The organism is Spirillospora sp. CA-142024, assembly GCF_050942325.1.
Classification (GTDB): Bacteria; Actinomycetota; Actinomycetes; order Streptosporangiales; family Streptosporangiaceae; genus Spirillospora.
The window spans coordinates 3,745,834-3,770,276 of sequence record NZ_CP192077.1 but is presented as its reverse complement, the minus strand read 5'-3'; the positions used below and the strand labels follow the sequence as shown (position 1 = coordinate 3,770,276).

At 72.5% G+C, this 24,443-nt stretch carries 25 protein-coding genes; 13 read left to right on the top strand and 12 right to left on the bottom strand.

Annotated features, from left to right (window positions below; translation table 11 throughout):
- Positions 1-153 precede the first annotated feature (153 nt).
- Both ACQPZP_RS18240 and ACQPZP_RS18235 read right to left on the bottom strand, forming a co-directional pair.
- Positions 154-1,062 (bottom strand): SDR family oxidoreductase, encoded by a 909-nt coding sequence (locus tag ACQPZP_RS18240; RefSeq protein WP_433478806.1) that lies wholly within the window; start codon positions 1,060-1,062, stop codon positions 154-156.
- Positions 1,059-1,832 carry an SDR family oxidoreductase gene (locus tag ACQPZP_RS18235; RefSeq protein WP_433478805.1) on the bottom strand — a complete coding sequence of 258 codons (774 nt, stop codon included), beginning with the start codon at positions 1,830-1,832 and terminating at the stop codon, positions 1,059-1,061. Before ACQPZP_RS18235 ends, ACQPZP_RS18240 begins: the two co-directional genes overlap by 4 nt.
- A gap of 55 nt (positions 1,833-1,887) precedes the next feature.
- On the opposite strand from ACQPZP_RS18235, the gene ACQPZP_RS18230 reads away from it, so the two are divergent.
- The 4 genes from ACQPZP_RS18230 to ACQPZP_RS18215 are packed head-to-tail and all read left to right on the top strand — an operon-like array spanning position 1,888 to position 5,325.
- Positions 1,888-2,634, top strand: a complete 747-nt coding sequence (locus tag ACQPZP_RS18230) for an enoyl-CoA hydratase family protein (protein WP_433478804.1) — start codon at positions 1,888-1,890, stop codon at positions 2,632-2,634.
- A complete protein-coding gene (locus ACQPZP_RS18225; RefSeq protein WP_433478803.1) occupies positions 2,631-3,491 on the top strand; it encodes a CoA transferase subunit A in 861 nt (286 codons plus the stop codon). The genes ACQPZP_RS18230 and ACQPZP_RS18225 overlap by 4 nt, the downstream gene beginning before the upstream one ends.
- Positions 3,488-4,249, top strand: coding sequence for a CoA-transferase subunit beta (locus ACQPZP_RS18220; RefSeq protein ID WP_433478802.1), 762 nt, complete (start codon positions 3,488-3,490; stop codon positions 4,247-4,249). Before ACQPZP_RS18225 ends, ACQPZP_RS18220 begins: the two co-directional genes overlap by 4 nt.
- Entirely contained in the window at positions 4,249-5,325 is a 1,077-nt protein-coding gene (locus ACQPZP_RS18215) for an NAD(P)H-dependent flavin oxidoreductase (RefSeq protein ID WP_433478801.1), read from the top strand. The genes ACQPZP_RS18220 and ACQPZP_RS18215 overlap by 1 nt, the downstream gene beginning before the upstream one ends.
- An 11-nt stretch (positions 5,326-5,336) precedes the next feature.
- Here ACQPZP_RS18215 and ACQPZP_RS18210 read toward each other — a convergent pair whose 3' ends face one another.
- On the bottom strand, positions 5,337-5,954 hold the full coding sequence (locus ACQPZP_RS18210) for a TetR/AcrR family transcriptional regulator (protein ID WP_433478800.1): 618 nt from the start codon (positions 5,952-5,954) through the stop codon (positions 5,337-5,339).
- 68 nt (positions 5,955-6,022) lie between these two features.
- On the opposite strand from ACQPZP_RS18210, the gene ACQPZP_RS18205 reads away from it, so the two are divergent.
- On the top strand, positions 6,023-6,598 hold the full coding sequence (locus ACQPZP_RS18205; RefSeq protein WP_433478799.1) for a peroxiredoxin-like family protein: 576 nt from the start codon (positions 6,023-6,025) through the stop codon (positions 6,596-6,598).
- Between the two features lies 1 nt (position 6,599).
- Complete coding sequence (locus ACQPZP_RS18200) at positions 6,600-7,370, top strand: class I SAM-dependent methyltransferase (RefSeq protein ID WP_433478798.1); 771 nt, start codon at positions 6,600-6,602, stop codon at positions 7,368-7,370.
- Between the two features lie 3 nt (positions 7,371-7,373).
- On the opposite strand, the gene ACQPZP_RS18195 is transcribed toward ACQPZP_RS18200, so the two are convergent.
- From ACQPZP_RS18195 to ACQPZP_RS18185, 3 genes are all read right to left on the bottom strand, one after another.
- Positions 7,374-8,351 carry a quinone oxidoreductase family protein gene (locus ACQPZP_RS18195; protein ID WP_433478797.1) on the bottom strand — a complete coding sequence of 326 codons (978 nt, stop codon included), beginning with the start codon at positions 8,349-8,351 and terminating at the stop codon, positions 7,374-7,376.
- Positions 8,351-9,361 carry an aldo/keto reductase gene (locus ACQPZP_RS18190; RefSeq protein ID WP_433478796.1) on the bottom strand — a complete coding sequence of 337 codons (1,011 nt, stop codon included), beginning with the start codon at positions 9,359-9,361 and terminating at the stop codon, positions 8,351-8,353. Before ACQPZP_RS18190 ends, ACQPZP_RS18195 begins: the two co-directional genes overlap by 1 nt.
- Positions 9,362-9,472: 111 nt before the next feature.
- Entirely contained in the window at positions 9,473-10,333 is an 861-nt protein-coding gene (locus ACQPZP_RS18185) for a helix-turn-helix transcriptional regulator (RefSeq protein WP_433478795.1), read from the bottom strand.
- A 103-nt stretch (positions 10,334-10,436) separates the two neighbouring features.
- Between ACQPZP_RS18185 and ACQPZP_RS18180 the strand changes: the two genes are divergently transcribed.
- The 4 genes from ACQPZP_RS18180 (at position 10,437) to ACQPZP_RS18165 (ending at position 14,032) form a co-directional block, all read left to right on the top strand.
- A complete protein-coding gene (locus ACQPZP_RS18180) occupies positions 10,437-11,024 on the top strand; it encodes a hypothetical protein (protein WP_433478794.1) in 588 nt (195 codons plus the stop codon).
- 71 nt (positions 11,025-11,095) lie between these two features.
- Positions 11,096-12,169, top strand: coding sequence for an ABC transporter substrate-binding protein (locus ACQPZP_RS18175; RefSeq protein ID WP_433478793.1), 1,074 nt, complete (start codon positions 11,096-11,098; stop codon positions 12,167-12,169).
- The gene (locus ACQPZP_RS18170) at positions 12,162-13,256 is read left to right on the top strand and encodes a FecCD family ABC transporter permease (protein WP_433478792.1); all 1,095 of its coding nucleotides are present in this window, start codon (positions 12,162-12,164) and stop codon (positions 13,254-13,256) included. Before ACQPZP_RS18175 ends, ACQPZP_RS18170 begins: the two co-directional genes overlap by 8 nt.
- Positions 13,256-14,032 (top strand): ABC transporter ATP-binding protein, encoded by a 777-nt coding sequence (locus ACQPZP_RS18165; RefSeq protein WP_433478791.1) that lies wholly within the window; start codon positions 13,256-13,258, stop codon positions 14,030-14,032. The genes ACQPZP_RS18170 and ACQPZP_RS18165 overlap by 1 nt, the downstream gene beginning before the upstream one ends.
- Positions 14,033-14,045: 13 nt before the next feature.
- On the opposite strand, the gene ACQPZP_RS18160 is transcribed toward ACQPZP_RS18165, so the two are convergent.
- The 4 genes from ACQPZP_RS18160 to ACQPZP_RS18145 all read right to left on the bottom strand — a co-directional run bounded on the left by ACQPZP_RS18160 (position 14,046) and on the right by ACQPZP_RS18145 (position 18,049).
- A complete protein-coding gene (locus ACQPZP_RS18160; RefSeq protein ID WP_433478790.1) occupies positions 14,046-15,302 on the bottom strand; it encodes a CaiB/BaiF CoA transferase family protein in 1,257 nt (418 codons plus the stop codon).
- Entirely contained in the window at positions 15,299-16,480 is a 1,182-nt protein-coding gene (locus ACQPZP_RS18155; protein WP_433478789.1) for an acyl-CoA dehydrogenase family protein, read from the bottom strand. The genes ACQPZP_RS18160 and ACQPZP_RS18155 overlap by 4 nt, the downstream gene beginning before the upstream one ends.
- 14 nt (positions 16,481-16,494) lie before the next feature.
- Positions 16,495-17,295, bottom strand: a complete 801-nt coding sequence (locus ACQPZP_RS18150; protein WP_433478788.1) for an enoyl-CoA hydratase/isomerase family protein — start codon at positions 17,293-17,295, stop codon at positions 16,495-16,497.
- A 67-nt stretch (positions 17,296-17,362) separates the two neighbouring features.
- On the bottom strand, positions 17,363-18,049 hold the full coding sequence (locus ACQPZP_RS18145; protein ID WP_433478787.1) for a GntR family transcriptional regulator: 687 nt from the start codon (positions 18,047-18,049) through the stop codon (positions 17,363-17,365).
- A 119-nt stretch (positions 18,050-18,168) separates the two neighbouring features.
- Here ACQPZP_RS18145 and ACQPZP_RS18140 point away from each other — a divergent pair, with 119 nt between their 5' ends.
- Positions 18,169-19,320 carry an acyl-CoA dehydrogenase family protein gene (locus ACQPZP_RS18140; protein ID WP_433478786.1) on the top strand — a complete coding sequence of 384 codons (1,152 nt, stop codon included), beginning with the start codon at positions 18,169-18,171 and terminating at the stop codon, positions 19,318-19,320.
- On the opposite strand, the gene glpK (ACQPZP_RS18135) is transcribed toward ACQPZP_RS18140, so the two are convergent.
- Entirely contained in the window at positions 19,317-20,843 is a 1,527-nt protein-coding gene (gene glpK / locus ACQPZP_RS18135) for a glycerol kinase GlpK (RefSeq protein ID WP_433478785.1), read from the bottom strand. The genes ACQPZP_RS18140 and glpK (ACQPZP_RS18135) overlap by 4 nt on opposite strands.
- 42 nt (positions 20,844-20,885) lie before the next feature.
- Positions 20,886-21,653 carry an IclR family transcriptional regulator gene (locus ACQPZP_RS18130; RefSeq protein ID WP_433478784.1) on the bottom strand — a complete coding sequence of 256 codons (768 nt, stop codon included), beginning with the start codon at positions 21,651-21,653 and terminating at the stop codon, positions 20,886-20,888.
- 247 nt (positions 21,654-21,900) lie between these two features.
- On the opposite strand from ACQPZP_RS18130, the gene ACQPZP_RS18125 reads away from it, so the two are divergent.
- Complete coding sequence (locus tag ACQPZP_RS18125; RefSeq protein WP_433478783.1) at positions 21,901-22,728, top strand: MIP/aquaporin family protein; 828 nt, start codon at positions 21,901-21,903, stop codon at positions 22,726-22,728.
- Between the two features lie 42 nt (positions 22,729-22,770).
- The gene (gene glpK / locus ACQPZP_RS18120; RefSeq protein ID WP_433478782.1) at positions 22,771-24,288 is read left to right on the top strand and encodes a glycerol kinase GlpK; all 1,518 of its coding nucleotides are present in this window, start codon (positions 22,771-22,773) and stop codon (positions 24,286-24,288) included.
- Positions 24,289-24,443 lie beyond the last annotated feature (155 nt).

The window sequence follows — 24,443 nt, the reverse complement described above, 5'->3', positions numbered from 1 at the left end:
CCCGGATGCTCCCGGCCGCTACCCATCGACGCCCCCAGTCCTCGTCAGCACGTTCGTCCCCATGGATACGATGCGTGATCGAGCGGGTGCGGTTCGCTGATCATGGCCTTCTGACCTGGCCGGATCAGGACGGGGCCGACGGCGGCGCCGCGGTCAGCCCGCGCCGTACACCGGCTCCGGGGCGGGCGCCTTCGCCAGGAGGTCCTTCACGACGTCGCCGACCTCGGCCGGGTCCCACCGCGCGCCCTTGTCGGCGGCCGGGCCGTGCCGGAAGGCGTCCATCACGCAGATCCTGCCGCCCTCCGCCTCGAAGACCCGGCCGGTGACGTCCCGCGATCCGGCGGAGCCGAGCCAGACGACGAGCGGCGAGACGTTCTCCGGCGCCATCGCGTCGAACTCGCCCTCGGCAGGGGCGGCCATCGTCTGGGCGAACACGTCCTCGGTCATCCTGGTGCGGGCGGCGGGCGCGATGGCGTTGACGGTCACGCCGTACCGGCCGAGCTCCGCGGACGCGACGAGGGTGAGGCCGACGATGCCGGCCTTCGCGGCGGAGTAGTTGCCCTGGCCGACGCTGCCGAGCAGCCCGGCGCCGGACGAGGTGTTGACGACCCGCGCGTCCACGGCGCGGCCCGCCTTGCTCTCGGCCCGCCAGTACCGCCCGGCGTGCTTGAGCGGCAGGAAGTGGCCCTTGAGGTGGACGCGCATGACGGCGTCCCATTCGTCCTCGCCGAGGTTGATCAGCATGCGGTCGCGCAGGAACCCGGCGTTGCTGACCAGCGTGTCGAGCCGCCCGAACGCGTCGATCGCCGTGCCGACCAGGGCGGCGGCGCCGGCGTCCGTCGCGATGTCGTGGGTGTTCGCCACGGCCCGGCCGCCGAGCGTCTCGATCTCCCGGACGACGTCGTGCGCCGGCCCCTCCGAGGCGTCGCCCGTGCCGTCCCTCGCGACGCCGAGGTCGTTCACGACGACGAGGGCGCCCTGCCGGGCGAACTCCAGCGCGTGCGCACGGCCGAGCCCGCGTCCGGCGCCGGTGACGGCGACCACGCGGTCCTTGCAGATCATCGTGACTCCTCCTTGTTCACGGTGGCGGCGTCCAGGAAGGCGGGACGTTCTCCCCCGCCGTGGACCTGCATCGACGAGCCGGTGACGTAGGACGCCAGGTCGGACGCCAGGAACACGCACGCGGCGCCGATGTCGTAGGGATCGGCGAGGCGGCCGAGCGGGACGGTCCGCGCGACCGCCGCCACACCGTCCTCGTCCCCGTAGTGCAGGTGCGCCAGTTCGGTGCGGACCATCCCGAGGACCAGGGCGTTGACCCGGATGTGCGGCGCCCATTCCACGGCCAGGGACTCGGTGAGGCTGTGCAGGCCGGCCTTCGCGGCGGCGTACGCGGCGGTACCGGGTGACGGCCGCACTCCGCTCACGCTGCCGATGTTGATCACCGAGCCGCCGCCGTGCCGCAGCATCGCCGGCCGCAGCGCCCGGGACATGATCAGCGCCGAGGTGAGATTCAGTTCGATGATCTTGACGTGGGTGCGCAGGTTCCCGTCCGCCACCGGCAGGTACGGAGCCCCGCCCGCGTTGTTGACCAGCACGTCGACGCGGTCCAGGCCGTCGGCGAACGCCTGCGCGGCGTCCGGGTCGCGCACGTCCAGCGAGACGAACCGGGCCGTCCGGCCGTCCGCCTCGGGCAGGGTCTCCGGCTCGCGCCTGGCGACCGCGAGGACGTCGGCGCCCGCCTCCAGGAAGGCACGGCTGATCCCGGCGCCGACCCCGCGCACGCCGCCCGTCACCACGACGGTCCTTCCGTCCAGGTCGAGCGTCAGAGACATCCGGCCTCCCTCTGCTACCTTCTGTTCTAACAAATGTTTGGTGGAAAGGTAGCGCATGGGAGTCTCCACCACGACCCTGGACGGGGTCGCCGAGATCGTCGTGGACGCGCCGCCGGTCAACGCCCTGACCGTCGCGGGCTGGTACGGGCTGGCCGACGCGGTGCTCGCGGCGGGCCGCGATCCCGGGGTCGGCGCCGTCGTGCTCCGCGCCGAGGGCCGGGGCTTCAACGCGGGCGTCGACATCAAGGAGATGCAGAGCACCGAGGGCCACACCGCGCTGGTCGGCGCCAACCGCGGCTGCTTCGCGGCGTTCGCAGCCGTCTACGACTGCGAGGTCCCGGTCGTCGCCGCGGTGCACGGCTTCTGCCTCGGCGGCGGCGTCGGCCTCGCCGGCAACGCCGACATCGTCGTCGCGTCGCGGGACGCGTACTTCGGCCTCCCCGAGGTGGACCGGGGCGCGCTCGGCGCCGCCACCCATCTGGCCCGGCTCGTCCCGCAGCACCTGATGCGCGCGATGGTCTACACGTGCCGCAACGTCACGGCCGAAGAACTGCACCACCACGGCTCGGTGCTGGAGGTCGTCCCGGCGGGCGAGCTGCGCGCCAAGGCGCTGGAGGTCGCCGCGGACATCGCCGCCAAGGACCGGTACGTGATCCGGCGCGCCAAGGAGTCGCTGAACGGCATCGACCCGGTCGACGTCAGGCGCAGCTACCGCTACGAGCAGGGCTTCACGTTCGAGCTCAACCTCGTCGGCGCGGGCGACGAGCACCGCGACGCCTTCGTCGCCAAGGGGGCGGAATGAGCAAGGTTCTGTCGGTCGAGGACGTCGCCGGGTCGCTGGAGAGCGGCATGACGGTCGGGATCGGCGGCTGGGGCTCGCGCCGCAAGCCGATGGCCCTGGTCCGGGCGATCCTCCGCTCCCCCGTCACCGACCTGACCGTGGTGGCCTACGGCGGCCCGGACGTGGGCCTGCTGTGCGCGGCCGGGAAGATCCGGCGGCTGGTCACCGCGTTCGTGACCATGGACTCGATCCCGCTGGAGCCGCATTTCCGGCAGGCGCGGCAGTCCGCAGCGATCGAGCTGACCGAGTACGACGAGGGCATGTTCATGTTCGGGCTGTACGCGGCGGCGCACCGGCTGCCGTTCCTGCCCACCCCGGCCGGGCTCGGCTCTGACGTGATGAAGGTCAACCCGGAGCTGCGGACGATCCGGTCGCCGTACGAGGACGGCCAGGAGCTCGTCGCCGTCCCCGCCCTGAAGATGGACGTGGCGCTGGTGCACATGAACCGCGCCGACGCACGCGGCAACGCCCAGTACCTCGGCCCCGACCCCTACATGGACGACCTGTTCGCGAAGGCCGCGGACCGGACGTACGTGTCGTGCGAGCGCCTCGTCGACACGGCCGACTTCGCCAAGGAGGGGCCGATCCAGTCGCTGCTGATCAACCGGTCGCAGGTGACGGGCGTGGTGGAGACGCCGAACGGCGCCCACTTCACCGACTGCGTGCCCGACTTCGGGCGGGACGAGAAATTCCAGAAGCTGTACGCGCAGTCGGCGGCCGACCCGGAGAAGTGGGCGGCCTTCAGCGACCGTTTCCTGTCCGGCGACGAGGCCGCGTACCAGGACGCCGTCCGGGTCTGGCGGGAGGAGTCCCGATGAGCGCTGCGACGAGGGCCGATGTCACGAAAGCCGAGGTCACGAGGGCCGAGGTGTGCGCCGCGGCGTGCGCGGACCTGTTCCGCGGCGACGGGGAGATCGTCGCGGCGGCGGTGGCCGGATTCGTGCCGATGCTGGGGTCCCGGCTGGCGCGGGCGACGTTCGCGCCCGGACTGCTGACGACCGACGGCGGGCCGACGCTGAGCGCCGCGCCCGTCCCGCTCGGCGGGTCGGCCGAGACGGCCGAGGGCTGGCTGCCGTTCCGCGACCACCTGTGGCTCGTCCTGAACGGGCGCCGGCACGTCGTGATGGGACCGAGCCAGATCGACGCGCACGGCAACACCAACATCTCCTGCATCGGCGACTGGGACCGGCCATCGCGGCAGTTGCTCGGGGTGCGCGGCGGGCCCGGGAACACGCTGCTGAACACGACGAGCTACTGGGTGCCGAAGCATTCGACGCGGGTGTTCACCGAGAAGGTCGACATGGTGAGCGGCGTCGGCTGGGACCGCGGCGCGCACGAGATCCGCGCCGTGGTGACCGACCTGGCCGTCCTCGACTTCGACACTCCGGACAGGCGCATGCGGCTCCGCTCCGTCCACCCCGGGGTGAGCGCCGGCGACGTGGTGGCCGCGACGGGCTTCGAGCTGGCCGTCCCCGACGAGGTCCCCGAGACGAGGACGCCGGACGGCGAGGAGCTGCGGATCATGCGCGAGGTCCTCGACCCGAAGGGGCTGCGCGAGAGAGAGGTCCCCTCCTGATGGACCAGCTGCTCGATACGCCGCTGACCCGGCTGGCGGGCGTGCGGCACCCGGTCGTCCAGACCGGCATGGGATGGGTGGCCGGGCCGCGGCTCGTCACGGCCGTGGCGAACGCGGGCGGTCTCGGGATCCTGGCGTCCGCGACGATGACGCTCGATCAGCTCGCGGACGCGATCCGCGAGGTGAAGGACCGCACGGACGCGCCGTTCGGCGTCAACCTGCGCGCCGACGCCGGCGACGCGGGCGACCGCATCGACCTGCTCATCAAGGAGGGCGTGAAGGTCGCGTCGTTCGCGCTCGCGCCGAAGAAGGAGCTGATCGCCAAGCTCAAGGACGCAGGGCTCGTCGTGATCCCGTCGGTCGGCGCGCGGCGGCACGCGGAGAAGGTCGCGGGCTGGGGCGCGGACGCGGTCCTCGTCCAGGGCGGCGAAGGCGGCGGGCACACCGGCGCCGTCGCCACCACGCTGCTGCTGCCGCAGGTCGTGGACGCCGTCGACATCCCGGTCATCGCGGCCGGCGGCTTCTTCGACGGGCGCGGCCTCGCCGCGGCGCTCGCCTACGGCGCGGCGGGCGTCGCGATGGGCACCCGGTTCCTCCTGACGTCCGACAGCTCGGTGCCGGACGCGGTCAAGCAGGTGTACCTGGAGACCGGCGAGACCGTGGTGACGCGACGGGTGGACGGGATGCCGCACCGGGTGCTGCGCAGCGAGCTGGTCGACGCCCTGGAGGGCTCCGGCCGGGTCGGCGGGCTCGTCCGGGCCCTGCGCAACGGCGCCCGGTTCAAGCGGCTGTCCGGCATGTCGTGGCGCCAGATGATCTCCGACGGGAAGGCGATGAAGCACGGCAAGGACCTGTCGTGGTCGCAGGTCCTGATGGCCGCCAACACCCCGATGCTGCTGAAGGCGGCCATGGTGGACGGCCGCCCGGACCTCGGCGTGATGGCGTCCGGCCAGGTCGTCGGCGTCATCGACGACCTGCCGACCTGTGCCGCGCTGATCGACGGGATCGTGACACGGGCCGCCGAGGCCATCGCCGCGCAGCAGACGCTCCTGGCGCGTCAGCCCGGTACGCGTTAGGCCGGTACGCGTCAGTCCGGTACGCGCAGGCCGCGCAGCACGGCCGCCAGCCCCCCGCGGAACTCTTCTTCGGGGCCGATGTCACGGGCGTGCCGCGCGGTCCCGGCCATGTGGGGGAATTCGCCGGCGGGCAGCCCGGCGATGGCGGCGGTCCCCTCCCCTGACAGCGCGCCCAGGTGCTCCAGCTGGATCGCGCCGACGATGTAGGCGAGCAGCGCGCGCAGCGCGATGGCGGCACGCGGCCCCGTGATGCCCGCGTCCGCGAGGATGCCTGCGACCGTCTCGCCCCAGCACAGCGACCCCGCCGAGTCGTGCCGGTGGGTGAGCGTCAGCGGCATGATCGACGCGTGGGCGCCGAACGCGTCCCGCAACCGCAGGGCCATGGTCTCGATCCGAGCCTCCCATGGTCCCCCGGGCGGCGGCGCGGGGTCGACCTCGGCGTACACGAGGTCGACGACGAGCCCTTCCAGCTCCTCGCGGTCGCGCACGTACCGGTAGAGCGCCATGGTGCTCATCCCCAGTTCCTTGGCGACGGCGCGCATGGACAGCCCGGCGAGCCCGTCCCGGTCGATGACGGCGAGCGCGGCTCCGGCGAGCCGCTCGGGGCTGAGCGAGCGTGGTCGAGGCATGGCACTTGACAGCGTACGGCATACGCTTACGATCGTAGGCGTACGACATACACCTACAGGGAGCGCCCATGCACCTCGCGCCCGGTTCCGACGTCCCGGCACGGGAGCTGACCCCGGTCGACGGCCCGCCCGTGCCGGTCCCCGACCCCGGCCGGCTCGTCCATCTGCAGTTCCGCCGCTTCGCGGGCTGCCCCATCTGCAACCTGCACCTGCGCTCGATCGTGGTGCGGCACGACGAGATCGAGGCCGCCGGGGTCCGCGAGGTGGTCGTCTTCCACTCGACCGCGGAGGAACTGCGCGAGCACGTGGGCGGCCTGCCGTTCGCAGTGGTCGGCGACCCGCGGAAACGGCTGTACGCGGAGTTCGGCGTCGAGTCCGCGCGCCGCGCCCTCCTCGATCCGCGCGTCTGGTGGACGGTCGCCCGGGCCGCCGCCATCGGCACCTGGAAGATCGTCCGGGGCCGGGAGCGAGCCCCCAGGCTGTGGCCCGACGGCGGGCGCTTCGGCCTGCCCGCCGACTTCCTCATCGGCGGCGACGGCCGCCTCGTGGCGGCCAAGTACGGCGAACACGCCTACGACCAGTGGACGGTCGACGAACTGCTCTCCCTCGCCGCGCAGGCCCCGAACCCGTCAGAGAGGCACTGAGATGAGCGCGTTCGACCGCGTCGAGGACGCCGCCCGCTACGAGGTGGTCTGCGGCGGCTTCGATCCCGCCCTGTTCCGGGCCGCTTCGGTCCGTCCCGCCGACCGCGTGCTCGACATCGGCTGCGGCTATGGCGCCACCACGCGACACGCCGCCCGGCTCGCCGCAGACGGGCATGTGCTCGGCAACGACATCGTGGAGCCGCTGCTGGCCCAGGCCCGCGCATTCGCGGACGACGAAGGCCTGCGCAACGTGACCTTCGAGGCAGGGGACGCGCAGGCACACCCCTTTCCCACCGGGGGATTCGATGTGGCGATCAGCCGCTTCGGGGTGATGTTCTTCCGCGACCCCGCGGCGGCGTTCGCGAACGTCCGGCGCGCCCTGCGGGACGGAGGCCGGCTCGTGTTCGCGACCATCGGCCCGCCGGACGGCAACGACCTCCCGAAGGTGATCGCATCGGTCGCGCCGCCGCGACCGGCGGGCGCACCACCGGCCGACGTGCACTCGCTGGCCGATCCCGACCGCATCGCGGCGGTCCTCGGCAAGGCCGGGTTCAGGCAGGTGCACGCCGAACCGGTGGAGATCCACATCGATCTCGGCCCCGACGCGGAGGCCGCCGCCGCGTTCGTTCTCGCGTGGGGAGCGTCCCGCGACCTCGTCGGCGAGGGCGAGGAACGCAAGGCGCGGGCCGCGCTCACAGACGCGGCCCGCGCGTTCGAGACACCCGAGGGCGTCCGGCTGCGCAGCACGGCCTGGCTGGTCGTCGCGTCCTGACGGTCAGCTCACCGCGAGGACGAGCTTGCCGGTCGTGGCGCCCGACTCGATGCGCTTGTGCGCCTCGGCGGCCTGCTCCAAGCGCAGTTCCTCGACCTGGACCCGAAGGTCGCCCGAGGCGGCGGCCGCGACGGCCCGCCGCAACGCCCGTCCCGCCTCGGCCGGTGACACCCCGGCGAACGCCGCCAGGTTGAACCCCGACACGGTCTTGTTGGTGAACCACAGCTCGTTCGCCGGGACGCCGACATCGTCGGCACCGGACGCGTTCCCCATCACGACCATCCGCCCCATCGGGGCGAGGGCGTCGAGGCTGGCGCGGCGGGCCGGACCGCCGACCATGTCGACGACGATGTCGAACCCGCGCCCGCCGGTGAGGCCCGCGACCTCGCCCGGCAGGTCGTCGCGGAGCACGACGTCGTCGTAGCCGAACCCGCGCGCGGTCTCGATCTTGGCGGGGCCGCCGACCGTGCCGGCCACCCGGCCCGCGCCGAGCAGCCGGGCGGCCTGGCCGAGCTGGCTGCCCACTCCCCCGGCCGCCGCGTGCACCAGCACCGTCTCGCCCGGTTCGATGCGCGCGACGCGGTCGAGGACGAGGAACGCGGTGGTGCCGTTGGACGGGACGGCCGCCGCGACGTCCAGCCCGAGGTCCAGTCCGTCGAGCGGCGCGACGAGGTCGGCGGAGGTGACCGCGACCTCGGCGTAGCCGCCGCTGTCCACGATCGTCAGGGCGGCGACGGGCTGGCCCCTGCGCAACCCCTCGACGTCCGGGCCCACCGCGCGGACGTGCCCGGACACCTCGATGCCCGGCACGAACGGCAGCGGAACGTCCGCCACGCCCTGCCGGTACAGGACCTCGGCGAAGTTCGCGCCCGCGTACGCGACGTCGATGGACACCTGGCCCGGGCCGGGCTCGGGAACCTCCACCTCGGCCCGGCGCAGGACGTCCGCGCCGCCGAACTCGGGAATCGTGACCGCCTTCATCAGTACCGCCCTCCCACGGCCGCGGGGACGTCGTCCAGTTCGGCCAGATCGGCCTCGGTGAGCTCCAGGCCGGCGGCGCCGGCGTTGTCGTGCAGGTACCGCTGCTTCTTGGTGCCGGGGATCGGGATGACATGCTCGCCCTGCGCGAGCGTCCAGGCGATCGCGACCTGCGCGGGCGTGGCGCCGTGCCGGGCGGCGACCGCCTTCACGACGTCGACGATGCGCAGATTGGCCTTCAGCGCGTCCTCCTGGAAACGGGGGTTGCCGCCGCGGAAGTCGGTGTCCTCGAATTCGGCGCCGGTGACCGTCCCGGTGAGGAAGCCGCGGCCGAGCGGCGAGAACGGCACGAACGCGGCACCGTTGGCGGCGCACCACCCGACCACGTCGCCGGGGCCCTCCCCCGTGCCGGGGGTGTCGCCCGGCAAGATGCCCGCCACCGCGCCGGGCGCGCCCATCGCGTCGCGCGTCCACAGGGACAGCTCGGACTGGACGGCCGCGACCGGGTGGATCGCGTGCGCCTCGGTGGCCTGCGCAACGCCGACCTCCGACAGGCCGAGCCTGCGGACCTTGCCCTCGGCTACCAGCTCCGCCATCGCGCCCCAGCTGTCGGCCAGCGGCACCTCCGGGTCGACCCGATGCAGGTAGTACAGGTCGATCACGTCGGTCCCGAGACGGCGCAGGCTCTCCTCCGCGGACGCCTTGACATGCTCCGGCCTGCCGTTCCGGACGATCTTCCTGGTGGCCATCGACTCCACGACCAGACCCGTCTTGGTCGCCACGACCGCCTCGTCCCGGCGCCCGGCGACGGCCCGCCCGACGAGGGTCTCGTTGTGGCCGTCGCCGTAGGGCTGCGCGGTGTCCAGGAACGTCACGCCGAGGTCGAGCGCCTCCCGGATCAGCGCGACGGAGTGCTCGTCGTCGCGTTCCGACTCGCTGTAAGCCCAGCTCATTCCCATGCACCCGAGCCCGACCGCACCGACCCGCGTCCCGGCGAATTCACGCGTCCTCATTGAGATTCCCTTCATGGTTCTCGTTCTGAGGACGATCGTGCTGGAAGGGCCGGCGGGGTGACAGACTCCGTTCATCCTGGGTGTGGCACCACCAGCCTGGCGCCGGGAAGGTCAGCTGGCGGCTGCCAGGCCGCGGCGGGCCATCAGCTTTTCGAGGCGTTCCTGCGTGCCCGTCCCCGGCCGCGGGTTGTGCAGCACCAGATGGTGGCCCGGACGGTCGGCCAGCGGCAGCAGGGTGCCCTCGAAGATCAGCTCGCCCGCGTCCGGATGCCTGATCCCCTTGACCGCCTGCGCGTTCGCGCTCACCTCGTGGCGGGGCCACAGCTCGGCGAACTCCGGGCTGACCGCGATCATGTCCTCGATGAGCCGGCCGAACTCCGGATCGTCGGGATGGCGGGCGACGTCCGCGCGGAACCGCGCGACGACGTCGGGTGCGGCGGCGGCCCAGTGCGTGTGCATCGACCGGTACCGGACGTTCGTGAAGTACGTCACCAGGCAGTTGTGGTCGGTGTCGCCGTACCCGAAGACCTCGCGGGCGGCATCGTTGATCGCGACGAAGTTCCAGTGCCGGTCGCGCACGTAGGCGGGCCGCGGCGACCACGCGTCCAGCACCCGCTGCAGCTCCGGCGTTATCGGGACGGCGGGGCCCACCTCGGCCTGCGGCGGGTTCAGGCCGGCCAGCAGGTACAGGTGCTCGCGCTCGGCGCCGTCGAGCCGCAGCGCACGGCCGATGGCGTCGAGCACGTCCCCGGACACCTTGATGTCGCGGCCCTGCTCCAGCCACGTGTACCAGGACACCCCGACCCCGGCGAGCACCGCGACCTCCTCGCGGCGCAGGCCCGGTGTCCGCCGCCGTCCCCCGTCGGGCATGCCGACGTCGGCGGGGGTGAGCCGGGCCCGGCGGGTGCGCAGGAAGTCGCGCAACTCGTCGCGGCGGCGGCCGGGGGCTGAGGCGGGAGTCTGGCTGGCCATACGGCCACGATATCCGGCACTCCGGGAGGCGGTCCGAGCGAGCACCGACCATGATCGCGTAGGCGGTGGAGCGGCCCCCGCGGCCGGGGCCTAGGCTGTCGCCATGATCGGCTCGGGGACGTCGCCCGCGCGCTTCGCGCGCGGCGGGTTCCTCGCGGCCTCGTGCACGATGCTCGCGCTCGGCGGGCACGTTCTCGGCGGTGATGGGAAGTGCTGCCTGCCGCCGCTCCCAGCGGTCCTCGGCGCGGGCGCCGTGGTGGGCACGCTGTGCGTGGGCCTGGCCGGCCGGATGATGTCGTTCCCCCGGATCCTCGCCGTCGTCGGGTGGGCACAGCTCGCCTTCCACCTGGCGTTCGCGCTCGCGGGCTCGTCCCCTGCCCACCACATGGAGCCGGCCGCTGTTCCGGCCGCGCCGCCCGGCCTCGCGATGGGCCCGTCGATGCTGGCCGGGCACGCCGTCGCCGCGGTCGCCGCGGCGATCCTGCTGTCCGGTGCCGAGCACGCCGTCTGGTGGCTGTTCGGCGCCGTCTTCGCGATCGTCCTCGTCCGGGTGGCGATCCGCCCGGCGTCGCCGCACCGCCCGCCGTGGCGGGTGGTCGTCGCCGCCGACCCGGCGCCGCGTCTCGGCGTCCTGCTGGCCCGCGCGGTCTCCCGCCGCGGTCCCCCGGTGGTCCTCCGGCACGCCGCCTGACCCCGCCGCCCGGCGGGTGGTCCGGCGTGCCTTCGGCATGCCATCCGACCACCGGAAAAGGGAAATCCCCCATGTTCGATCGCAAGCCGTCCCGTCTTGCCATGCTGGCCGCAATGGCGGCCGTCGCGCTCGCGGGCTGCTCCACACCGTCCGCGGACGAGGAGCCCGCCGCCGCTCCGGCCGCGCCCGGCCCCACGTCGTATCCGCTGACGATCCGCAACTGCGGCCAGAAGGTGACCTTCACACGGCCGCCGCAGCGCGTGCTGATCCTCAACGGCACGTCCGTCGCCGAGTCCGAGAGCTTCGTCCTGCTCGGGCTGCAGCGGAACGTCCTCGCCAACGCCCAGTCCTACGGGGTGTCGGACGACCCGTCGATGGTCGCGGCGATCAAGGCGATGCGCACCGGCGGGCTCACCATGAACCGCAACTTCGAAGTGCCCGCCGAGCAGGTCCTCGCGGCCAAGCCCGACCTGGTCGTGTCCACCTGGTCGGGCGGGTTCGACGCCAAGCGGGGGCTCGCCACCCGCGAGCAGCTCGCAGCGGCCGGGATCAACACCCTCGTCAACCCGGTGAACTGCGCCTACGGCAAACCGGACGCCGGCGAGGCGGAAAGACGCGCCTACGAGCGGATCTCCATCGGCTCGTCCTACGAGTTCCTGACACTGCTCGGCAGGGTCTTCGACGTCCAGCGGAAGGCGGCGGACGTCTCGGCGGACCTGCGGCGGCGGATCGACGCCGTGCGCGGCCGGGTCGCCGGGAAGCCCCCCAAGCGGGTGCTCATCGTGTATCCGGGGATGTCGATGATGAACGCGAACGGGCTCCCGGCCGTGCTGACCGGGCGGATCACCGACGACGTCATCGCCGCGGCGGGCGGCGTCAACGCCTTCGCCGGACGCTCCAGGGACGTGACCAGCACCCTGACCAAGGAGCAGCTCGCGACCGCGAAGGTGGACGTCCTGGTGGTGGGCGCGTTCACCCCCTCCGAGGACCCGGCCGCCGAGGCGGACGAGCTGTTCCGGGCCTATCCGCAATGGCAGGCGTCCAGGACGCGCACCCACACGGCCGTCGCGGACGGCGCGTTCCTCGGACCGCTCAACGCCTGGGCCGTCGAGAAGATCGCGAAAGTGGTGCACCCCGATGCCTGACACCCGGACCGCCGCCGGAACGCCCGCCGCGCGGCAGGCCGGCGGCGCGCGGCGCGGCCCGCACATGGTGTCGGGCCGCGCGACCGGCGTCCTGATCGCGGGCCTCGCCGCCGCCCTGGTCGCCGTCACCATCGCGGCGATCTCCATCGGATCGGTGAACCTGCCCGCCGGCGCGGTCTGGCGCGTCGTCGGCGCCCACGTCACCGGCGCCTCGTCGCCCGACCCGCTGCGCGACCAGGTGATCTGGGAGATCCGGACCCCCCGCGTGCTGGTCGCGGCGCTGGCCGGGGCCGGACTCAGCGTCGCCGGGGTCGCGCTGCAGGCCCTCGTCCGCAACCCGCTCGCCGACCCCTACGTCCTCGGCGTCTCCGCCGGAGCCTCGCTGGGCGCGGTGCTGGTCATCTCGTTCGGCGCGGCGGCCCTCGGCGGCATCGGGGTGACCGGCGCGGCGTTCACGACGGCGGTGCTGAGCGTCCTCGCGGTGTACGCGCTGGCGCAGCGCGGCGGGCGGCTGCTCGACTCCCGGCTCGTCCTGGCCGGGGTCGCGGTGGGGTACCTCTGCTCGGCCGCGACGAGTTACGTCCAGCTGCAGGTGAACCCGGCCGAGTTGCAGGGCCTGATGTTCTGGCTCATGGGCAGCGTCGCGGGCGCGGCCTGGTCCGACCTCGGCCTGCCCGCCGCGGTGATCGCGGCGTGCACGGCCTTCCTGCTCCTTCAGGGGCGGAACATGAACGCGCTGATGGCCGGGGACGACGCGGCCGCCGGGCTCGGCACATCGGTGCAGGCCCTGCGGATCTCGCTTCTCGTCATCGCCTCGCTGCTCACCGCGACCTGCGTCAGCGTCGTCGGCGGGATCGGTTTCGTCGGGCTGATGGTGCCGCACGCCGCACGTTTCCTGGTCGGCGCCGACCACCGGCGGGTGCTGCCCGTCGCGTCCCTGGCGGGCGCGGTGTTCCTCGTCGCCGTCGACATCGCCGCCCGCACCGCGGACCGGCCGAACGAGCTGCCCATCGGCATCTTCACCACCGGCCTCGGGGTGCCGTTCTTCCTCTGGCTGCTGCGGCGGCGCCCGGGAGGTGCGCACTGATGCGGCTGGTCATCGCGGGCGTCACCGCCGAGATCGACGGCACGCCGATCGTGTCCGGGGTGGACCTGGTCGCCGAGCCGGGCGCGTTCGTCGGGCTCATCGGGCCGAACGGCAGCGGCAAGTCGACGCTGCTGCGCACCGTGTACCGCTCGCTGCGCCCGGCCGCCGGCGCCGTCCTGCTCGGCGGGGACGACCTGTGGCACATGAAGGCCCGGCGGGCGGCACGGCGGCGGGCCGTCCTCACCCAGCACGGCGACCTCTCCGGAGAGTTCTCCGTCTCCGAGGTCGTCGCGATGGGACGCGCTCCGCACAAGGGCGTCCTCGACCGGGAGAACGCGGCGGACCGGGCCGTGATCGGCGAGTCGCTCGAACGCGTCGGCCTCGGCCACGCGTCCGGGCGGCTGTTCTCGACCCTCTCGGGCGGGGAGCGGCAGCGCGTCCTCGTGGCGCGGGCGCTGGCGCAGGAAGCGCCGCTGCTGATCCTGGACGAGCCGACCAACCACCTCGACGTCCGCGCGCAGCTCGACCTGCTCGACCTGGTCAGGTCCCTCGGCCTCACGCTGCTGGCCGCGCTGCACGACCTGGACCACGCCGCCGCCTACTGCGATCACCTCGTGGTGCTGGAACACGGGACGGTCCGGGCGTCGGGTCCGCCGCTGGAGGTGCTGACGCCGGACTTCGTCGCCGAGGTGTTCGGTGTGCGGGCGCACATCGGCGCCCATCCGATCACCGGCCGTCCCCACATCGCGGTCGCGGCCCTGGGCGGCGGACCATGACGCCCTTGCCGGGTTAGGCGACGGTTCCGGCGGAGCGGAGGGCCGCGATGGCGGTGTCATCGCGGCCCAGCTCGCGCAGGACGGCATCGGTGTGCTCGCCGAGTGCCGGGATCGGGTCCATGCGGGGCTCGGCGTCCGCGAACGCGATCGGCGGCAGGAGCGCCCGGATGTCGCCGACCGGGGAGCCCACCTCGCGCCAGCGGTCCCGCTCGGCGAGCTGCGGATGGGCGATCAGGCCGTGGGCGTCGTTCAGGGACGCGTTCGGGACGTCCGCCTCGTCGAGCCGCCGCAGCAGTTCGTCCCGTCCCATGCGGGACGTGACGCCGGCGACGATGGCGTCCACCTTCTCCCGGTTGCGAACCCGCGCCTGGTTCGTCGCGTACTCGGGGTCGGTCACCAGGTCGGGCCGGTCCAGCACGCCCGTGGCCAGGGCCGCCCAGCCGCGGTCGTTCTGGACGCCGATGACCACGTCCACGCCGTCCGAGGTCGGGTAGGCGTCGTAGGGGGTGATCACGGGGTGGCTCAGCCGGGTGCGCGGCGGAGGCGAACCCGTGTAGAGCGTCGTGTACATCGCCTGGCTCATCCACTCGGCGACCGCGTCGAACATGGTGATCTCGATCGAGGCGCCCCGCCCGGTGGTGCCGCGCCGGACGAGCGCGGCGAGCGTCCCCGAGAAGGCGTACATGCCGGCCGCGATGTCGGCCAGCGGCGAGCCCGCCTTCGCCGGCGTCTCCGGCGTGCCGGTGACCGAGATCAGCCCGGCCTCGGCCTGGACGAGCATGTCGTAGGCCCGCTTGTCCCGGTACGGGCCCCGCGTCCCGTATCCGGACATGTCGACCACGATCAGCCGGGGGTCGCGGGCCCGCAGGACGTCCGCGCCGAACCCGAGCCGCGCCGCCGCACCGGGCGCCAGGTTCTGCAGGAAAACGTCGGCGCCGGCGACCAGATCTGCGAGGATCTCGCGTCCCTCGTCCTGCTTGAGGTCGAGCGCCACCGACTCCTTGGACCGGTTGAGCCAGGCGAAGTGCGTGCCGAGCCCGCCGCGCACGCCCGTGTCGTAGGCGCGGGCGAAATCGCCGCCGTCCACCCGCTCGATCTTGATGACGCGTGCACCCTGGTCGGCGAGCTGCCGCGTGGCGAACGGCGCCGCCACCGCCTGCTCCAGCGCGACAACGGTGACCCCCTCCAGCGGAAGCCCGCCGACGTCCGAGGAACGCCCCCAGACCCCCGCAGGCCGGCCGGCCGACGATCCTCGCTCTGCTGCGGTCATCGGCCGGTCTCCAGGAGTCTGCGGCCGATGATCATTTTTTGGATGTCGGCGGTGCCCTCGCCGATCAGGAGCATGGGGGCCTCCCGGTAGAGGCGTTCGATCTCGTACTCCTTGGAGTAGGCGTAGCCGCCGTGGATGCGGAAGGCGTCCTCGACGACCTCCTTGCAGTACTCGCTGGCAAGGTACTTGGCCATGCCCGCCTCAAGGTCGTTGCGCTCGCCGGAGTCCTTGCGGCGCGCCGCCATCACCATCATCTGGTGCGCGGCCTCGACCTTGGTCGCCATCTCCGCGAGCCGGAACAGGACGGCCTGGTGCTCGGCGATCGGCCGGCCGAACGTCTCGCGCCGCCGCGCGTAGTCGAGGGCCAGCTCGTACGCGCGCCTGGCCACGCCGCACCCGCGCGCCGCCACGTTGACGCGGCCGACCTCGACGCCGTCCATCATCTGGTAGAAGCCGCGGCCGGGCGTCCCGCCGAGGATCTGGGCGGACGGGATGCGGTACCCGTCGAAGATCAGCTCGGTGGTGTCGACGCCCTTGTAGCCCATCTTCTCGATCTTGCCGGGGACGGTGAGGCCGGGCGCGACCTCGCCGAAGCCCGGGGACTTGTCGACGAGGAAGGTGGTCATGCCGCGATGACCGGCCTCGGGGTCGGTCTTGACGAGGGTGGCGACGAGGTTGGCCGAGCCGCCGTTCGTCAGCCACATCTTCTGGCCGTCGATGACGTGGTCGTCCCCGTCCGGGACGGCGCGGGTCCTGATGGCCGAGACGTCCGAGCCGCACCCGGGCTCCGACATCGAGAACGCGCCGCGGATCTCGCCGGTCGCCATCTTCGGCAGGTAGTGCGCCTTCTGCTCGGGCGTGCCGTGATGGGCGATCATCCAGGCGACGATGAAGTGGGTGTTGACGATGCCGGACACGCTCATCCAGCCCCGCGACAGCTCCTCCACGACCAGCGCGTACGTCAGCAGCGACTCGCCGAGCCCGCCGTGCTCCTCACCGATCGTCAGGCCGAAGAGCCCGAGGTCCTTCATGCCGTCCACGATCGCCTGCGGGTACTCGTCGGCGTGCTCCAGCCGGGTCGCGACCGGGATGATCTCCTTGTCGGCGAACGCCCGGACGGTCGCGATGATCTCCCGCTGCTCGTCCGACAGCCCGTGGGTCTGCTGCAGCCTGCTCACGATCTGCTCCTCCCCTAGCGGCCCTCGAAGCGCGGCGGGCGGCGCTCGGCGAACGCGGCGCGGCCCTCGGCGAAGTCGGCGCTGCCGAACAGGACGGCCTGCTCCTCCCGCTCCGCCTCCAGCAGCCGCTTGAGGCTGTGGTCGGCGCGGGCCAGGAGGCGCTTGGCCGCGGCGACCGACAGCGGAGCGAGCGCAGCGGCCTCGGCGGCGCGTTCGAGGGCGGCCTCCAGGGCCCTGCCCGGCGGGGCGAGGGAGTCGGCGAGGCCGATCTCGAAGGCGCGGGAGGCGGGCACGGTCCGGCCGAACACGAGCATCTCCTTGGCGCGGCCCATGCCGACGCGCTGCGGGAGCGTCCAGAGCAGCCCGCCGTCCGCGACGAGGCCGACCTTGCCGAAGGCGGCGACGAACCGGGCGTCCTCGGCGGCGACCACGTGGTCGCACACGGCGGCCAGGGAGACGCCGAGGCCGGCGGCGGCGCCCTCGACGGCCGCGATCACCGGCGTCCCGCAGGTCGCGATGAGCCGGACCGCCTTGTGCACGGGCGCGAGCCTGGCCCGGACGGCATCGGGACCGGCCCCCTCCATCGACCGGACGTCGCCGCCCGCCGAGAACGTCCCGCCCGCGCCGGTCAGCACGATGGCCCGGACATCGGGGTCGTCCGCCGCGCGCCGCAACTCGTCCAGGAGGGACTCCCGCATCGCCATGTCGATCGCGTTGCGGGCCTCGGGCCGGTTCAGCGTGACCACCCGTGCCGGACCGTGGTCGGCGGTGGTGACCACGGGCTCGCGCGCCGGTTCGGCGTCCCGGTCGTCCATCAACCCTCCTGGAAATTTTTTATACGATATGAGAGGAGACGTGACAATTGGAAGAGGGCGCCCGCCGTCACTCCTCCCAGAAACCCTGCCCCTCCAGATGCACCACCAGCAGGGTGCCCGCGTGCCGGATGTGGGCGCGCATAGCCTGCCGCGCGCCGTCGGCGTCCCCGGCCCGCAGCGCGGCGAGGACGAGGTGGTGGTCGTCTACCGACGCCTGGGTCCAGCCTTCGATGCTGGAATAGAAGCGGCGCGGCGCGTACCGGACCACGAGCTGCAGCAGCCAGGACGTCTTGGGCGACCCGGCGCACAGGTTGATCACCCGGTGGAACTCGTGGTTGGCGCGTTCGATGGCCGCCGAGTCCCGTGACTTCGACGCCTCCTCCAGCAGCGCCTGCGTCCGGTCGAGGGACTCCAGCTCCGTCTCGGTGATCTTCCCGGCCGCGCGGGCGGCCAGCTCGCCGGCGAAGTACGCCTGGGCCTCGAACAGGTCCTGGACGTCCTGCCGGGTCAGCGGCGCCGGCATGAACCCGCGCCGCGGCTCCAGCGTGACGAAGCCCTCCCCGCGCAGCGACAGCAGCGCCTCCCGGACGGGGGTGACGCTGATCCCGAGGTCCTCGGCGATCCGCTCCAGGCGCAGGAACTCCCCGTGCCTGACCTGGCCCGACATGATGAGCTCGCGGACATAGGCGGCCACCTCGTCGCTCAGCTGGCGGCGCCTGCCGAGGGCCTGGTCACCGGAAAGGGCCACAGTCATCGTCTCCCGTGCGCCTGCCTGAGGGTGATCACATCATTGGACGGCCGCGCCGTTGACAGCCGGTATTTTCAAATCAAATATATGAGATACCGCAGCGACGCGGGAGGAGAACGGCAGCCGTGTTCACGCTCAGCGCCGAGGAGCGCGCCATCGTCGAGGTCGTCGCGGACTTCGTCGACAAGGAGGTCCGTCCCGCCGCCCGCGACCTGGAGCACGCGGACTCCTACCCCGGACACCTCATCGACCGCATGAAGGAACTCGGCGTCTACGGGCTCGCCGTGCCCGAGCCGTACGGCGACGTCAGCGTCTCCAAAGCGTGCTACGCGCTCGTCACCGAGGAGCTGGCACGCGGCTGGATGACCCTCGCGGGCGCGTTCGGCGGCCACACGGTCGTCTCCCACCTGCTCGCGGTCTTCGGCACCGAGGAGCAGAAGTCCCGGTACCTGCCCCGGATGGCGACCGGCGAGCTGCGCGCCACGATGGCGCTCACCGAGCCGTCCGGCGGCTCCGACCTGCAGGCGATGGGCACGACCGCGCGGCGGGACGGCGACCGCTACGTCGTCGACGGCGCCAAGATGTGGATCACCAACGCGCGCAGGTCGGGCCTTATCGCGCTGATGTGCAAGACCGACCCCGCCGCGTCTCCCCGGCACAAGGGGATCAGCATCCTGCTGGTCGAGCAGGGGCCCGGCCTGACCGTCTCCCGTGACCTGCCCAAGCTCGGCTACAAGGGCGTGGAGAGCTGCGAGCTGTCGTTCGACGGCTACGAGGCACCGCTGGACGCGGTGCTCGGCGGCGAGGAGGGACGCGGCTTCGCCCAGATGATGCGCGGCCTGGAAGTGGGCCGCATCCAGGTCGCGGCGCGTGCGCTGGGCGTCGGGCGGGCCGCCCTGGAGGACTCCCTGCGCTACGCCCAGGAACGTGAGGCGTTCGGCAAGCCGATCTGGATGCACCAGTCCGTCGGCAACTACCTCGCCGACATGGCCACCCAGCTCCAGGCGGCGCGCCTGCTCACCCTCGACGCCGCCGAACGCCTCGACGCCGGCGAGCGGTGCGACATGGAGGCGGGCATGGCCAAGCTGTACGCGTCCGAAGCGGCGATGCAGATCGCACTGAACGCGGTCCGCATCCACGGCGCGGCGGGCTACTCCACCGAGTTCGACGTCGAGCGCTACTTCCGCGACGCCCCGCTCATGATCGTCGGCGAGGGGACGAACGAGATCCAGCGCAACGTGATCGTCAAGCAGCTCATCGGACGGCACCGGATCTAGGGAGTGGAGGCCGGGTCCTCCCCCGCCCGGATCCAGTCGAACGTGCGCTCCACGGCCCGTTTCCAGTTGTCGTACTCGGCGGCGCGCCGTCCCGGCTCCATGGCCGGAACCCACCGGGCGGCCCGGTGCCAGTTGCGGCGCAGCCCTTCGAGCCCCGCCCAGTAGCCGACGGCGAGCCCGGCGGCGTAGGCGGCGCCGAGCGACACCGTCTCGACCACCATCGGCCGCGCCACCGGCACGTTCAGCACGTCGGCGACCATCTGCATGACGAGGTTGTCGGACGTCATGCCGCCGTCGGCCTTCAGCTCCTTCAGGCTGAGCCCGGAGTCGGCGTTCATGGCGTCCACGACCTCGCGGGTCTGCCAGCCCGTCGCCTCCAGCACGGCCCGCGCCAGGTGGCCCTTGGTGATGTAGGACGTGAGCCCGACGATGATTCCGCGGGCCTCGCTGCGCCAGTGCGGGGCGAAGAGCCCGGAGAACGCCGGGACGATGTAGCAGCCGCCGTTGTCGTCGACCGTCCGGGCCAGGGTCTCGATCTCGGGCGCGCTGGTGATCAGCCCGAGGCCGTCCCGGAACCACTGGACGAGCGCACCCGTGATCGCGATCGAGCCCTCCAGGGCGTACACCGCGGGCTCGTCGCCGATCTTGTAGCCCACGGTGGTGAGCAGCCCGTTGTCCGACTTGACCGGCGTCGTCCCGGTGTTCATCAGCAGGAACGCGCCGGTCCCGTAGGTGCACTTGGTCTCGCCCGGGGAGAAGCACGTCTGCCCGAACAGGGCGGCCTGCTGGTCACCGAGGGCGGCGCCGACGCGCACGCCGGGGAAGACGCGGCGGGCCGTCCCGTACGTCTCGGTGGACGACCTGATCTCCGGCAGCATCGCCTTCGGCACGCCGAAGAAGTCGAGCAGGCCGTCGTCCCAGCTCAGCGTGTGCAGGTCCATGAGGAGGGTGCGGCTGGCGTTGGTCACGTCGGTGACGTGGACGCCGCCGTCGACACCGCCGCTGAGGTTCCAGATCAGCCAGCTCTCCATCGTCCCGAACAGGACCTCGCCGCGTTCGGCGCGTTCGCGCAGGCCGGGCGTGTGATCGAGCATCCAGCGGATGCGCGGCGCGGAGAAGTAGGTGGCCAGCGGCAGCCCGCTGCGCTCGGTGACCATCGCGGCGCCCGGGGCGCGGCCGAGCTCGTCCACCAGGGTTCCGGTGCGCATGTCCTGCCAGACGATGGCGCGGCCGATCGGGACGCCGGTCAGCCGGTCCCACAGGACGGTCGTCTCGCGCTGGTTGGCGATGCCGACGGCCGCGACCTGGTTCGTCGTGACGCCCGCCTGAGCCAGGGCCTCGGGAGCGATGCGCTCAAGGTTGCGCCAGATCTCCATCGGATCGTGCTCGACCCAGCCGGGTTTCGGGAAATGCTGCCGGTGCTCGCGCTGCGCCACCGACACAAGGCGGCCACCGTGGTCGAACAGGATGCACCGGGTCGACGTGGTGCCCTGGTCGATCGACATCACGTAACGTTCGGTCACGATCGGCCCCCTCCCCCTGAGCGCGCCCCTGACGCCGCGGCGTCACCAGCGCGAGCCGCCGAGGTCGCGGGAGACGGCGCGGGCCGCGTCCCGGACGTAGGCCACCAGTCTCGGCTCGGGGACGCGGCCGGCGTCGCAGATCCGCTCGACCGCCCCGGAGATGCCGATGGCGCCGACGACGAGTCCTCCGTACCCGCGGATCGGGGCGGCGATGCCGGCCTCGCCGATGGACAGTTCCTCGGTCTCGGCGGCCCACCCGTTCTCCCGGACGCGGGTGGCGGCGCGTGCGAGTTCGCGGGGGTCGGTGATGGTCCGCCGGCAGTAGGACTCCAGGACGGTGTCGCGGATGGACGCGGCGGCGTTGGCGTCGTGGGCGAGCAGCGTCTTGCCGAGCGCGGTCGCGTGCAGCGGCAGCAGCGAGCCGACGTCCATGGCCTGGAGCGTGTCGTCCGGGCGGAACACGTGGTGGACGACCAGGACCTGGCCGTCCAGCAGCGTCCCGATCCGCACGGCCTCGCCGCTGCGCGACGCGAGCGCGTCGGCCCAGTTGATGGCGCGGGACCGCAGCTCGTTGACGTCCAGGTAGCTGGTGCCGAGATGCAGCAGTGCCGCGCCGAGCTGGTACTTGCCCGTGCCGCCGTCCTGCTCGACGAAGCCGACGCGCTCCAGCGTGCGCAGGATCCCGTGCGCGGTGCCCCGGGCGAGGCCCAGCGAGGTCGCGATCTCGCCCACCCCGAGCCGGCCCGAGCTCGCGGCGAGCAGACGCAGGATCGCGGCCGCCCGTTCGATCGATTGCACAGGTCCGGGCATGGATTCGATCGTAGTTCGCCCGGCGAGGTGCCGACAATGTCGGCAGTCGTCGTGATCACCGTCCTATGCGCCCCGAACTGCCCGGATTGTGTGATCTGGTGCACAGGGTGGAGGGTAACCGCCGCCGGGCTACGGCGAAAGTGTTCGACATTGTCGGCAGCATCCCGTTGTAAGGCGTTCCATCCCGGCTTAGCGTCCTGCCCAGCCTCACGGGGCTCGCGTCCACCCCACCTGCCGAGGAGTACCCATGGCGGAACGACCCAGAATCCCCGCGCTGGCCGGTGAGCTCGCCGCCGAGTTCGCCGGCACCATGATCCTCATCCTGTTCGGCGTCGGCGTCGTCGCCCAGGTCGCCGGCGCCGAGATCGGCGACCACGACAGCATCGCCTGGGCCTGGGGCCTCGGCGTCACGCTCGGCGTCTACGTCGCGGCGCGGATCAGCGGCGCCCACCTCAACCCGGCCGTCACCGTCGCGCTCGCCGCGTTCAAGGAGTTCTCCTGGCGCAAGACGGCGCCCTACATCGCCGCGCAGACCGCGGGGGCGTTCGTCGCGGCGCTGATCGTCCGCTGGAACTACAGCGAGGTGCTGGCCAAGATCGACCCCGGCCACACCATCAAGACGCAGGGCGTCTTCTCGACCCTGCCCGGCAACGGCACGCTCCCGGTCGGCACCTGGGGCGCGTTCCGCGACCAGGTCATCGGCACCGCCATCCTGCTCTTCGTGATCAAGGCGCTCACCGACGTGCGCAACTCCCCGCCGCTGGCCAACCTCGGCCCGCTCCTGATCGGCCTGCTGGTGGTGGGGATCGGGATGGCGTGGGGCACCGACGCCGGCTACGCGATCAACCCGGCCCGCGACTTCGGTCCGCGGCTCGCCTCGTTCCTCACCGGATACGGGACCGCGTGGCGGGATCAGAACGGCGACTTCTACTTCTGGGTGCCGATCATCGCGCCGCTCATCGGCGGTGTGCTCGGCGTCGGCCTCTACAAGGCGCTGATCGGGCGCTTCCTCCCCAGCGAGGACGAGAGCCCGCAGGAGCCCACGAAGCCCGAGCCGCAGTACGAGACGGCGTGAGCCGTCCAGCCCCGTCCGCCACGATCCCAGGAGACCGCACGCATGGCTGACTTCGTCGGTGCCCTCGACCAGGGCACGACCAGCACCCGCTTCATGATCTTCGACCACGGCGGCAACGAGGTCGCCCGCCACCAGCTCGAACACGAGCAGATCCTGCCGCAGGCCGGCTGGGTCGAGCACAACCCCACCGAGATCTGGGAACGCACCCGCGCGGTCATCCAGACCACGCTGAACAACGCGAACCTGAGCCACACCGACCTGGCCGCCTTCGGCATCACCAACCAGCGCGAAACGACCGTGGTGTGGAACCGGCGCACCGGCCGCCCCTACTACAACGCGATCGTCTGGCAGGACACCCGCACCGACCGCATCGCCTCCGCCCTGGAGCGCGAGGGCAAGGGCGACGTCATCCGCCGCAAGGCCGGCCTACCTCCGGCCACGTACTTCTCCGGCGGCAAGATCCAGTGGATCCTGGAGAACGTCGACGGGGTCCGCGAGGCCGCCGAGAACGGCGACGCGATCTTCGGCACGACCGACTCGTGGGTGCTGTGGAACCTGACCGGCGGCGTGGACGGCGGGGTGCACGTCACCGACCCCACCAACGCCAGCCGCACCATGCTGATGGACCTGGAGACCCTCAGCTGGGACGACGAGCTCCTGTCCTTCTTCGGCATCCCGCGATCGATGCTGCCCGAGATCAGGCCGTCGTCCGCGTCCGACGCCTACGGGCTGACGCGCCCGGACGGCCCGCTCGGCGGCGAGGTGCCGCTGACCGCGGCGCTCGGCGACCAGCAGGCCGCGACGGTCGGGCAGGTGTGCTTCTCGCCCGGCGAGGCCAAGAACACCTACGGCACCGGCAACTTCCTCCTGCTCAACACCGGCAACGAGCTGGTCCGGTCGAAGAGCGGCCTGCTGACGACCGTCTGCTACCAGTTCGGAGCCGAGAAGCCGGTGTACGCGCTGGAGGGGTCGATCGCGGTGACCGGGTCGGCCGTGCAGTGGCTGCGCGACCAGCTGGGCATCATCTCCGGCGCCTCCGAAAGCGAGGCCCTCGCCCGGCAGGTGGACGACAACGGCGGCGTGTACTTCGTCCCGGCGTTCTCAGGCCTGTTCGCGCCCTACTGGCGGTCGGACGCCCGGGGCGCGATCGTGGGGCTGTCGCGGTTCAACACCAACGCCCACCTGGCCCGCGCCACGCTCGAAGCGATCTGCTACCAGTCCCGCGACGTCGTCGAGGCGATGCGCGAGGACTCCGGTGTCGCACTCGACACGCTGAGAGTCGACGGCGGCATCACGGCCAACGAGCTGTGCATGCAGATGCAGGCGGACATCCTGGGCGTCCCGGTGTCGCGGCCCGTCGTGGCCGAGACCACCGCGCTCGGCGCCGCCTACGCCGCCGGCCTGGCCGTCGGCTTCTGGAACACCACCGACGAACTCCGCCAGAACTGGAACGAGGACAAACGCTGGCAACCCACCTGGGACGACGACCAGCGCCAGACCGGCTACACCGGCTGGAAGAAGGCCGTCAACCGGACGCTCGACTGGGTCGACGTCGGCTGAGCGGAAGGCGTCGCTCAGCCCGGCACTTGCCCGGGGTGTGGGGGCCGCCCCCCGCACCCCGTCCGGCGGCGCCCGGCTTCGCCGGGTCGCGGCGGGCGGTTGTCCTGGATGTCTTCCGGACGACGGCTCGCCGCAACCCGGCAGCAGCACACTTG